Raw genomic sequence first — 11,404 nt, forward strand, 5'->3', positions numbered from 1 at the left:
TCCAGCATGGATTGGGGAAAGCCGATGCTTTCAGGCCTGACATGCCACGCTAAGCAGGAAATACAGCGCTGCAAGGCGTCAGCGTTGTATCATTGTTGCCGCTCGTTGTGAGCAAACACCCCCGATGTTGAAGGATTTTTCGATGACACACGTGCAGCGCCTCAAATACTCGCTTCTGATCATCCTGGTGGTGCTGGGCCTCATGCTGGGCCTGTCGCATCTGCAGAAGCAAGGCACGATCAGTGAACAGACCTTCCAGATGCTGGCCATTGCCATTGCCGTGGTCGTGGTGGTGATCAACGGGATTCTGCGGCGCAAGGTCAAACCCTGACGCTTGCCGGCCGGCCGCGTCTGGCCGGCCTTCAGTCAGCGCGACAAGGGCTGTGCGAGCACGGCGCGTGCTTCGGGCTTGAGGCTGTAGCACTTGTCGCTGCCAAGGCTGATCACCCCCTCCGTGCACAGCCGTTTGAGCACCTCGCGCACGCTCAGGAACGACAACGGTATGTCCAGTTGCTCCAGTTGCGCATGCACGCCGCGCACGCCGATGCTGCGCCCGGTGCGATCTGCGGTGTACAGCGCATCGATCACCTTCAGGCGAATGAGGCTGGTGCGCAGGCCGTAGTTGCGCAGCAGTTCGCGTATCTGCTCGTTGCCGGTACGCTCGTCCACGCAGGCGGCCGCTCCATTGGCGGCCTTGCCCGGCACGCACCCGGTCTGCAATGTGGGTTGCGGGTTGTACATGTGAATGCTCCTTTTCGTGGACTGTCCCGAAATATGGGTGCCTCACTGATTAGGACGAATGAGAACGGAAAATCTGCAGCTTCTGCCTGAAAAAATGCTGCCGGTGTTTCTTGAAGACGGTTCGCGGCGCCTGTGTGCGTAAAATTTTCATCCAGCCATTCGTTTGATCGGGAATGACCCCCTGAATCCGAGGAATGCCCGTGTTGCCAATTTCGCGTCCCTTGACCTGTGCCAGCCTGGCGGCTGCCCTGGTCGCCTCCAGCGTAGCCGTGCAGGCGCGGGAAACCAGCGCTGATGCCAGTGCGCAGATTCGCCGCACCAGTTTTGGCGTGCCGCATATCGTCGCCAAGGACGAGCTCGGCCTGGGATATGGCATTGGCTATGCCTATGCTCAGGACAACCTGTGCCTGCTGGCCAATGAAGTACTGACGGTCAACGGTGAGCGCTCGCGTTATTTCGGCGCCCAGGCCAAAACCCTCGAGCAACGCGACAACCTGGCCAGCGACCTGTTCTTCACTTGGCTCAACACGCCGGCAGCAGTCAGTGGCTTCCTGCAGGCCCAGCCAGCGCAGGTGCGCGAGCTGCTGGAGGGTTATGCCAGCGGTTTCAACCGCGCCCTGGCCGAGCGGCGTAGCCAAGGCCTGCCAGCGGAGTGTGGCGATGGCCAGTGGGTGCGCCCGATCGCCAGCCAGGACCTGGTCAAACTGACCCGTCGCCTGCTGGCCGAAGGCGGCGTGGGCCAGTTTGCCGAAGCGCTGGCGGGCGCTCAGCCGCCCAGGCTGGCAGCCCAGCAAGCAACTCCAGCCTTTGACGTGGCACTGGCCCAGCAGCAGCGCTTTGCCTCCGAACGCGGCAGCAACGCCGTGGCAGTGGGGGCGCAGCGCTCGGCCAATGGCCGTGGCCTGTTGCTGGCCAACCCGCACTTCCCGTGGGTGGGTGGCATGCGTTTTTACCAGATGCAGCTGACCATCCCTGGCAAGCTGGATGTGATGGGAGCGGCCCTGCCTGGCCTGCCTGTGGTGAACATCGGCTTCAACCGCCACCTGGCCTGGACCCATACGGTGGATACCTCGAAGCACTTCACCCTGTATCGCTTGCAGTTGGACCCCAAGGAACCGACCCATTACCTGCAGGATGGCAAGTCCATCCCCATGGTACGGCAAACCGTGAGCGTCACGGTCAAGGCCGCCGATGGCACCCTCAGCCAGATCGAGCGCCAGGTCTACAGCTCCAGTTTCGGGCCGGTGGTGCAGTGGCCAGGTCGACTGGACTGGGACACCCAGGCAGCCTATAGCCTGCGCGATGCCAACCTGGACAACACGCGCGTGCTGCAACAGTGGTACCGCATCAACCGTGCCGACAGCCTGGAGGCCCTGAAGGGGTCCATCGAACAGTTGCAGGGCATCCCCTGGGTCAACACCCTGGCGGTCGATGCTGCAGGCACGGCGCTGTACCTGAACCAGTCGGTGGTGCCCTATGTCGATCAGCAACTGCTGAGTGAATGCAGCAACCCGGCGGCGCAAGGCCCTCTGGTGGTGCTGGACGGGTCGCGCAGCGCCTGCCAGTGGAAGGTCGATGCCCAGGCCGCGCAGCCTGGCATCTTCCCGGCACGGATGCTGCCCAGCCTGGAGCGCAACGACTTTGTGCAGAACTCCAACGACCCGGCGTGGATGGCCAACCCGGCCCAGCCGTTGACCGGCTTCTCGCCGTTGATCAGCCGCAGCGACCAGCCACTGGGCATGCGCGGCCGCTTTGCCCTCGAGCGCCTGCAAGGCAGCGCCAAGCTGAGCGTCGACGACTTGCAGCGCATGGTGCTGGATGACGACGTGTACCTGGCCAGCCTGGTACTGCCCGACCTGCTGCAGTGGTGCAAAGGGGTTGAGGCCGACCTGCAGGCCGTGTGCGCCAGCCTCGCCGCCTGGAATGGCAAGGCCGATCTGAACAGTGGTATCGGCCTGGTGCATTTCCAGAACATGGTCGAGGCCCTGGCCAAGCACCCGCAAAGCTGGCGTGTGGCCTTCGACCCGGCAGACCCGCAGCACACCCCGCGTGGCCTGGCGGTGGAGCAGGCGGCAGTGCGCAAGCTGTTGCGCGAAGCGGCCTTGACGTCATTGCAGCAAGTAGCCAAGGCCGGTGTGGAGGAGGGCAGCCGTTGGGGGCAGATCCAGCAAGCCGCCGATGGCACGCCGGTACCGGGCGGGCCGCAGCAGCTGGGGGTCTACAACGCGATGTTCAGCGTGCCGCACGGGCCGGGTAAGCGCCTGGTGGTCAGTGGTACCAGCTACCTGCAGGTGGTGAATTTCACTGAAGATGGGCCACAGGCGCGCGGGCTGCTGGCGTTCTCGCAGTCCAGCGAGGCCGGCTCGGCGCACTTCAGTGACCAGACCAAGGTGTTCTCGGCCAAGCAGCTGGCAGCGATACCGTTTACCGAGGCGCAGATCAAGGCGGACCCGGAGTATCGGCAGTATGTGATCAGTGAGCGGGACAAGGGGGCCGTGGCCAGCCGGCCTTGAGGCGATAGCCTGTCATGGCCTATTCGCGGGTAAACCCGCTCCCACAGGGACTGCACCAAGGCTACATGCGGTGCAATTCCTGTGGGAGCGGGTTTACCCGCGAAGAAGACAGCTCAATCCGTCAGGAGAACTCGAACGGTTCCAGGGCAAAGCCTTGCCCATCAACCTGCAAGGTCCAGCCCCGTCGGTCCCAATCTCCCAGCACGATGCGCCGTGCCGGTTCGCCATCCACCACCAGCTTGTGGATCGCCGGACGGTGGGTGTGGCCATGCACCAGCGTGCGTACGCCGTGCGCTGCCATCACTTTCGGTACTTCTTCCGGCGTAACGTCGACGATTTCGGTAGCCTTCATGCGGGTCTGCGCACGGCTTTCACTGCGCAGCTTGCGTGCCAGTTTCTGCCGGGTGGTCAGCGGCAGGTGCCGGAGGATCCACAGGCTCACCGGGTTACGCAGGTAGCGGCGCATCTTCATGTAGGCCAGGTCGCGGGTGCACAGGGTGTCGCCATGCATCAGCAACACCTGTTCACCGCCCAGCTCGATCACGCTCGGGTCGGCCAGCAGCGTGCAGCCGGCGGCCGTGCAGAAGTCCTGGCCAATCAGGAAGTCGCGGTTGCCGTGCATCAGGTAGATCGCCGTGCCGCTGTCGCTGAGCTGGCGCAAGGCCTGGCAGATCGACTGCTGGAACGGGGTCATGGCATCGTCGCCGATCCATGCTTCGAAGAAGTCACCGAGGATGTACAACGCCTTGGCGTGACGGGCGCGGCCGTCGAGCAGATCAAGAAACGCCCGGGTAATGTCCGGGCGTTCTTCTTGCAAATGCAGATCGGAGATCAGCAGGATCACTCAATGATCTCGGCTTTCTCGATGATCACGTCTTCTTTCGGCACGTCCTGGTGGCCAGCTTTGGAACCGGTGGCAACTTTCTCGATAGCGTCGACAACCTCACGGCCTTCGATCACTTCGCCGAACACGGCGTAGCCCCAGCCCTGGGTGTTCTTGCCGCTGTGGTTGAGGAAGTCATTGTTGGAGGCGTTGATGAAGAACTGCGCGGAAGCGGAGTGCGGATCCATGGTACGGGCCATGGCGATGGTGTACTTGTCGTTCTTCAGGCCATTGTCGGCTTCGTTCTGGATGCTGGGACGCTTGTCACGCTTTTCGTTCATGCCTGGCTCGAAACCGCCGCCCTGGATCATGAAGCCCTTGATCACGCGGTGGAAGACGACGTTGCTGTAATGGCCGGCCTTGACGTACTCAATGAAGTTGGCCACGGTCACAGGGGCTTTTTCAGCGTTCAGTTGCAGGACGATGTCGCCGTGGTTGGTGCTCAGTTTGACTTTGGACATGCTGAAATTCGCTCTTTCAAGGCATTCGGGAATAGGTGCGCAGGGCGCGTGTAGTCACCTGACGCAGGATCGGGCAACCGCGACACATGTTCATGGTTCATGCCGCGCAGCGGCCATTTTGCACGGATCGCGATAAATCGCGCCAGTTTGTCGGTGCCCGGCTGTCAGCAGCTTGACTGCTTCGGCTATGATAGGCCCTTTGATTCAATCGGCCTACCCAGGCCGGACACGTGCATTCAAGGATCCTATGAGCAAGCCCACTGCCGACAACGCGCCCAACGCCGCTGCCAAAGGCGCCCCCGCTGTCCCTGCGAACTTCCTGCGGCCGATCATCCAGGCCGACCTGGACTCGGGCAAGCACAGCAGCATCGTCACCCGTTTCCCGCCGGAGCCCAACGGCTACCTGCACATCGGCCACGCCAAGTCGATCTGCGTCAACTTCGGCCTGGCCAAGGAGTTCGGCGGCGTCTGCCACCTGCGCTTCGACGACACCAACCCGGCCAAGGAAGACCAGGAATACATCGACGCCATCCAGAGCGACGTCAAATGGCTGGGCTTCGACTGGGCCGGCGACGTGCGTTATGCCTCCAACTACTTCGACCAGCTGCACGACTGGGCCGTTGAACTGATCAAGCGTGGCAAGGCCTATGTCTGCGACCTGACCCCTGATCAGGCCAAGGAATACCGTGGCAGCCTGACCGAACCCGGCAAGAACAGCCCGTTCCGCGAGCGCAGCGTCGAAGAAAACCTTGACCTGTTCGCCCGCATGAAGGCCGGCGAGTTCAAGGACGGCGAGCGTGTGCTGCGTGCCAAGATCGACATGGCCTCGCCGAACATGAACCTGCGCGACCCGATCCTGTACCGCATCCGCCATGCCCACCACCACCAGACCGGTGACAAGTGGTGCATCTACCCCAACTACGACTTCACCCACGGGCAGTCGGACGCCATCGAAGGCATCACCCACTCGATCTGCACCCTCGAGTTCGAAGGCCACCGCCCGCTGTACGACTGGTTCCTCGACAACCTGCCGGTACCGGCGCACCCGCGCCAGTACGAGTTCAGCCGCCTGAACCTGAACTACACCATCACCTCCAAGCGCAAGCTCAAGCAGCTGGTCGACGAAAAGCACGTCAGCGCCTGGGACGACCCGCGCATGTCGACCCTGTCGGGCTTCCGCCGCCGCGGCTATACCCCGGCGTCGATCCGCAACTTCTGCGAAATGATCGGCACCAACCGTTCCGATGGCGTGGTCGACATGTCGATGCTCGAGTTCAGCATCCGTGACGACCTCGACCGCACCGCGCCACGCGCCATGTGCGTGCTGCGCCCGCTGAAGGTGGTCATCACCAACTACCCGCAAGGCCAGGTCGAGCAGCTTGAACTGCCGCGCCACCCGAAGGAAGACATGGGCGTGCGCGTGTTGCCGTTCGCCCGCGAGCTGTACATCGACCGTGACGACTTCATGGAAGAGCCGCCGAAGGGCTACAAGCGCCTGGAGCCAGCCGGTGAAGTGCGCCTGCGCGGCAGCTACGTGATCCGCGCTGACGAGGCGATCAAGGATGCCGACGGCAACATCGTCGAGCTGCGCTGCTCGTACGACCCGGACACCCTGGGCAAGAACCCCGAAGGCCGCAAGGTCAAGGGCGTGATCCACTGGGTGCCGGCCGAAGGCAGCATCGAGTGCGAAGTACGCCTGTACGACCGCCTGTTCCGCTCCGCCAACCCGGAGAAGACCGAAGATGGCGGCAGCTTCCTCGACAACATCAACCCGGATTCGCTGCAAGTGCTGACGGGCTGCCGCGCCGAGCCTTCGCTGGGCCAGGCACAGCCTGAGGACCGCTTCCAGTTCGAGCGCGAAGGCTACTTCTGCGCCGACCTCAAGGACAGCCAGCCGGGTCGCCCGGTGTTCAACCGCACCGTCACCCTGCGTGACTCCTGGGGCAGCTAAGGAATCGCCGTGCTTACCATCTACAACACGCTGAGCAAGACCAAGGAAGCCTTCAAGCCGCTCGAAGGCAACAAGGTGCGCATGTACGTGTGCGGCATGACCGTGTACGACTACTGCCACCTTGGCCACGGCCGCAGCATGGTGGCGTTCGACCTGGTCACCCGTTGGCTGCGTAAAAGCGGCTACGACCTGACCTACGTGCGCAACATCACCGACATCGACGACAAGATCATCAACCGCGCCAACGAAAACGGCGAGGCGTTCGACGCCCTGACCGCGCGCATGATCGACGCGATGCACGAAGACGAGCGCCGGCTGAACATCCTCAAGCCGGACCTGGAACCGCGTGCCACCGACCACATCGCCGGCATGCACGCGATGATCCAGACCCTGATCGACAAGGGCTACGCCTACGCGCCGGGCAACGGCGACGTGTACTACCGGGTCGGCAAGTTCGTCGGCTACGGCAAGCTGTCGCGCAAGAAGATCGAAGACCTGCGCATCGGTGCCCGCATCGAGGTCGACGAGGCCAAGCATGATCCACTGGACTTCGTCCTGTGGAAAGGCGTCAAGCCGGGCGAGCCAAGCTGGGAGTCGCCGTGGGGCCCGGGCCGTCCGGGCTGGCACATCGAGTGCTCGGTGATGTCCACCTGCTGCCTGGGCGAGAGCTTCGACATCCACGGTGGCGGCAGCGACCTGGAGTTCCCGCACCACGAGAACGAGATCGCGCAGAGCGAGGCGGCCACTGGCAAGCAGTACGCCAACAGCTGGATGCACTGCGGCATGATCCGTATCAATGGCGAGAAGATGTCCAAGTCGTTGAACAACTTCTTCACCATCCGCGACGTGCTCGACAAGTACCACCCCGAGGTGGTGCGCTACCTGCTGGTGGCCAGCCACTACCGCAGCGCCATCAACTACTCCGAAGACAGCCTGCGCGATGCCAAGGGCGCCCTGGAGCGCTTCTACCACGCACTGCGCGGCCTGCCGCGGGTTGCCGCCAAGGGGGGCGAGGCGTTCGTCGAGCGCTTCAGCGTGGCGATGAACGACGACTTCGGTACGCCGGAAGCCTGCGCCGTACTGTTTGACCTGGTGCGCGAGATCAACCGCCTGCGTGACAGCGATGTCGACGCGGCGGCGGGCCTGGCCGGTCGCCTGCGTGAGCTGGGTGATGTGCTGGGTGTGCTGCAGCTGGAGGCCGATGACTTCCTGCGTGCCGGGGCCGAAGGCAAGGTCGATGCGGCTGAGGTGGAAGCCTTGATTCAGGCGCGCCTGCAGGCGCGTGCAGACAAGAACTGGGCTGAGTCCGACCGTATCCGTGATCAGATCACGGCCATGGGCGTGGTGCTGGAAGACAGCAAGGGTGCAACCACCTGGCGCCTGGCTGACTGATCGATGTAATTGGGGCCGCGAAGCGGCCCCAGCTTTACTTGGCCAAACCGGCCAGCGGGCAGTGCAACACCAGTTTCGCCCCACCCAGTTCGCTCTCGCCGATCTCCAGCCCAAACCCGTGCAGGTCGACGATCGCCGCAACGATCGACAACCCCAGCCCGAAGCCGGAATGGCGGTGGCCTTCCTCGCTGCGATAGAACCGCTTCAGCACCGCAGTCCGCTCCTCTTCGGCAATCCCTGGCCCGCTGTCTTCGATAGCAATGTGCACACCTAGCTCATCCTGAGTCGCCTTGATGGCAACCCGGCCGTCTTCGGGCGTGAACTTGATGGCATTGCCCACCAGGTTGGCCAGCGCTTCGAACAGCAACTCGCGATCACCATGCAGCGCCGGCAACTGGGCAGGCTGTTCGAGATTCAGGCGGATGCCGCCATCCTCGGCCAGTGGCAGATAGAAGTCATGCAGTTCCACCAGCAAGTCGTGCGGATCAAGCTGAACGAAGCCGGCGCGGCGCTGGCGGTCTTCCAGCTCGCTGATACGCAGCAAGCCACGGAAGCGTGCCATCAAGGTGTCGGTTTCACCGATCGCCTGGTCCAGCGCTTCGGCTTGTGGTGAATCGTGCGCGCTTTGCTGACGAATACGGTACAGCTGCGCCCGCAGGCGGGTGAGGGGCGTGCGCAGGTCGTGGGCGATGTTGTCGCAGACGCCTTTGACCTCATGCATCAGCCGCTCGATGCGGTCGAGCATGGCGTTGACGATATCGGCGAGCATGTCCAGCTCATCGCGGCGTGCTGACAGCGGCAAACGGTGGGTGAGGTCGCCGGCGACGATCAGCTCGGCCTGCGCCTGTATCGCACGAATGCGCTTGAGCGGGCGGCGGCGCAGCAGGTACCACCCGGCAAACCCCGGAATCAGGGTCAGCGAGATACCCCACAACAAGGCATGCAGGATGATGCGGGTGACCACGAACAACGAGCCATTGTCGCGGAACAGCACCAGCCAACGGCCATCCTGCACCTTGATCGCCACCGCATCGCAGCTGTCACGTGGCATGTGCGGGTCGTCGGCGTCCAGGCAGTGCTTGAGCTCGTGCACCTTGCCGTCCAGGCCAAGGTCAGGCGGGATCGCGCGAATACGCCCGCCCACCGGGTTGAGCTGGGCATCGAACAGGCCATAGGCATCGAAACTGCGCTCTTCGAATGCCTGGCTGGCGATCAGGGCGTCGTCCAGCTGCTTGCCACTCATGTGTGCGAACAGGTGCTGGCGCTGCAGCATGGAGTGGCGGGTGAGCTTGTTCAGGTAGCTGGAAACCTCGAAGTACAGCACGCCCATGAGGATGCTGCTCCAGGCCACGAACAGGAAACTGTACAGCGCCAGCAGGCGGCTGGTGGACGAACTCCAGCCCTTAGACGGGTTCAGCAATGGCATAGCCCGAGCCCCGTACCGTACGGATCAGCGGCGACTGGCCGGGGGAGTCGATCTTCTTGCGCAGGCGGCCGATGTGCACGTCGATCAGGTTGGTACCCGGGTCGAAGTGGTAACCCCAGACTTCCTCGAAGATCATCATCCGCGTGATCACCTGGCCGCTGTGGCGCATCAGGTATTCCAGCAGCTTGTACTCGGTGGGCAGCAGGTTGAGGGTGTGCTCGCCACGGCGGGCCTCGTGGCTGATCAGGTCCAGCTGCAGGTCGGCGACCTGCAGGCGGGTCTGGGTCATGGGCACGCTGTTGCGCCGCAGTAGCACTTCGACCCGTGCCGCCATCTCGTCGGAGGCGAACGGTTTGGTCAGGTAGTCGTCGCCACCGGCGCGCAGGCCGCGCACGCGCTCATCCACGTCGGAGAGGGCGCTGATCATCAGGATCGGCGTGGCGATTTTCAGGTTGCGCAGGGTGGTGACGATCGTCAGGCCATCGACCTCGGGCAGCATGCGGTCGACGGTGATCAGGTCGTAACCGCCGGCGATGGCCTTGGCCAGGCCCTCGCGGCCGTTGTCGGCCCAATCCACTTCCAGGCCGTGGCTGGAGAGTTCGGCGACGATTTCCTGGCCGGTGACGGCGTCGTCTTCGATGGTCAGTACGCGTGGCATGCTCGATCCTGGGCGTCTAATGGAGACTTGATTGTGCCAAAGAATAGCCAAACGGCGATTTAAGAAAAATTCATCTACGGCGCGTGAAACAAAACGGGGCATGCCAGTGTCTGGCATGCCCCGTCGATCAGCGTGGCGCAGCGGCTCAGGCGACCTTGACGATCCAGCCGGCTGGCGCTTCGACGTCGCCGCTCTGGATACCGGTCAGCTCGTTGTAGAGCTTCTGGGTGACCGGGCCGACTTTTTCCAGGTCGTGGAACACGTGCAGCTTGCCGTTGTACTCGATGCCACCGATCGGGGTGATCACCGCAGCGGTGCCGCAAGCGCCGGCTTCGATGAAGCGGTCGAGCTTGCTGATTTCGACGTCGCCTTCGATCACGGTCAGGCCCAGGCGCGATTGTGCCAGTTCCATCAGCGACAGGCGGGTGATGCCTGGCAGTACCGAGGCCGATTTCGGGGTGACGAATTCGTTGTTGGCGGTGATGCCGAAGAAGTTGGCCGAACCGACTTCCTCGATCTTGGTGTGGGTCAGCGGATCGAGGTAGATGGCGTCGGCGAAGTTGGCCTTCTTGGCTTCAGCGCCCGGCTGCAGGCTGGCAGCGTAGTTGCCACCGACCTTGGCTGCGCCAGTGCCCTGAGGGGCGGCACGGTCGAAGCTGGAGATCTGGAAGTTGTGCGGCTTCATGCCGCCCTTGAAGTACGAGCCGACCGGGATGGCGAAGATCGAGAAGATGAACTCGGGGGCGGTGCGCACGCCGATGTTGTCGCCAGTGCCGATCACGAACGGGCGCAGGTACAGGGCGCCTTTGCCGTGCGGCGGGACGAACTTCTCGTTGGCCTTGACCACTTGCTTGCACGCTTCGATGAACACATCGGTTGGCACCTGCGGCATCAGCAGGCGCGCGCAGCTGCGCTGCATGCGGGCGGCGTTCTGGTCTGGGCGGAACAGGTTGATCGAGCCGTCCTTGCAACGGTAGGCCTTGAGGCCCTCGAAGCATTGTTGACCATAGTGCAGGGCGGTGGAGCCTTCACTGATGTGCAGCACGTTGTCTTCGGTCAGGGTGCCTTTGTCCCACTCACCGTTGCGCCATACGGACAGGTAGCGCTTGTCGGTCTTGATGTAGTCGAAACCCAGCTTGTCCCAGTTAATGCTTTCGTTACTCATGACACCCTCGATTGTCTTGCAAGTGCCCGATCGCTCGGGCTGCTGTTATATGCGCACCTCGCCACGATAATACATCCATCGCGGATCGGGAACGGCCAGTCACGAATTGGCCATTATCTGAACGTTCTCGATTGCCTGGGCCGGGCCCGGAGCGCGGGGAAACCCCCAAAAGGCCAAGCCCAAAAAAAAAATACAGGGGAGGAAAAGGGGGGGT

The 11,404-nt window shown here is 63.0% G+C and carries 10 protein-coding genes; 4 read left to right on the top strand and 6 right to left on the bottom strand.

The window, feature by feature from the left end; translation table 11 throughout:
* The first annotated feature begins 142 nt into the window (after positions 1-142).
* Positions 143-331 carry a hypothetical protein gene (locus ABE528_RS12445; RefSeq protein WP_003248064.1) on the top strand — a complete coding sequence of 63 codons (189 nt, stop codon included), beginning with the start codon at positions 143-145 and terminating at the stop codon, positions 329-331.
* A gap of 35 nt (positions 332-366) precedes the next feature.
* Here the strand turns inward: ABE528_RS12445 and ABE528_RS12450 are convergent, their stop codons facing one another.
* Entirely contained in the window at positions 367-741 is a 375-nt protein-coding gene (locus tag ABE528_RS12450) for a fe2+ zn2+ uptake regulation protein (protein WP_152957870.1), read from the bottom strand.
* Positions 742-941: 200 nt separating this feature from the next.
* Here ABE528_RS12450 and ABE528_RS12455 point away from each other — a divergent pair, with 200 nt between their 5' ends.
* Positions 942-3,254: an acylase gene (locus ABE528_RS12455; RefSeq protein WP_346653129.1), complete on the top strand. Its 2,313-nt coding sequence runs from the start codon at positions 942-944 to the stop codon at positions 3,252-3,254.
* A 121-nt stretch (positions 3,255-3,375) separates the two neighbouring features.
* Here the strand turns inward: ABE528_RS12455 and ABE528_RS12460 are convergent, their stop codons facing one another.
* Both ABE528_RS12460 and ABE528_RS12465 read right to left on the bottom strand, forming a co-directional pair.
* Positions 3,376-4,098, bottom strand: a complete 723-nt coding sequence (locus tag ABE528_RS12460) for a UDP-2,3-diacylglucosamine diphosphatase (protein ID WP_346653130.1) — start codon at positions 4,096-4,098, stop codon at positions 3,376-3,378.
* Positions 4,095-4,598 (bottom strand): peptidylprolyl isomerase, encoded by a 504-nt coding sequence (locus ABE528_RS12465; protein WP_152957872.1) that lies wholly within the window; start codon positions 4,596-4,598, stop codon positions 4,095-4,097. Before ABE528_RS12465 ends, ABE528_RS12460 begins: the two co-directional genes overlap by 4 nt.
* A 247-nt stretch (positions 4,599-4,845) precedes the next feature.
* On the opposite strand from ABE528_RS12465, the gene ABE528_RS12470 reads away from it, so the two are divergent.
* Entirely contained in the window at positions 4,846-6,549 is a 1,704-nt protein-coding gene (locus ABE528_RS12470) for a glutamine--tRNA ligase/YqeY domain fusion protein (protein ID WP_152957873.1), read from the top strand.
* Between the two features lie 9 nt (positions 6,550-6,558).
* A complete protein-coding gene (cysS, locus tag ABE528_RS12475) occupies positions 6,559-7,941 on the top strand; it encodes a cysteine--tRNA ligase (protein WP_346653131.1) in 1,383 nt (460 codons plus the stop codon).
* Between the two features lie 34 nt (positions 7,942-7,975).
* Here the strand turns inward: cysS and ABE528_RS12480 are convergent, their stop codons facing one another.
* The 3 genes from ABE528_RS12480 to ABE528_RS12490 form a co-directional block, all read right to left on the bottom strand.
* Positions 7,976-9,367 (bottom strand): HAMP domain-containing sensor histidine kinase, encoded by a 1,392-nt coding sequence (locus ABE528_RS12480; protein ID WP_346653132.1) that lies wholly within the window; start codon positions 9,365-9,367, stop codon positions 7,976-7,978.
* The gene (locus ABE528_RS12485; RefSeq protein ID WP_085677062.1) at positions 9,345-10,025 is read right to left on the bottom strand and encodes a response regulator transcription factor; all 681 of its coding nucleotides are present in this window, start codon (positions 10,023-10,025) and stop codon (positions 9,345-9,347) included. The genes ABE528_RS12480 and ABE528_RS12485 overlap by 23 nt, the downstream gene beginning before the upstream one ends.
* 145 nt (positions 10,026-10,170) lie before the next feature.
* Positions 10,171-11,190, bottom strand: a complete 1,020-nt coding sequence (locus ABE528_RS12490) for a branched-chain amino acid aminotransferase (protein WP_060507415.1) — start codon at positions 11,188-11,190, stop codon at positions 10,171-10,173.
* Between the last annotated feature and the right edge of the window lie 214 nt (positions 11,191-11,404).

Source organism: Pseudomonas sp. TWI628 (genome assembly GCF_039673865.1).
Lineage (GTDB): Bacteria > Pseudomonadota > Gammaproteobacteria > Pseudomonadales > Pseudomonadaceae > Aquipseudomonas.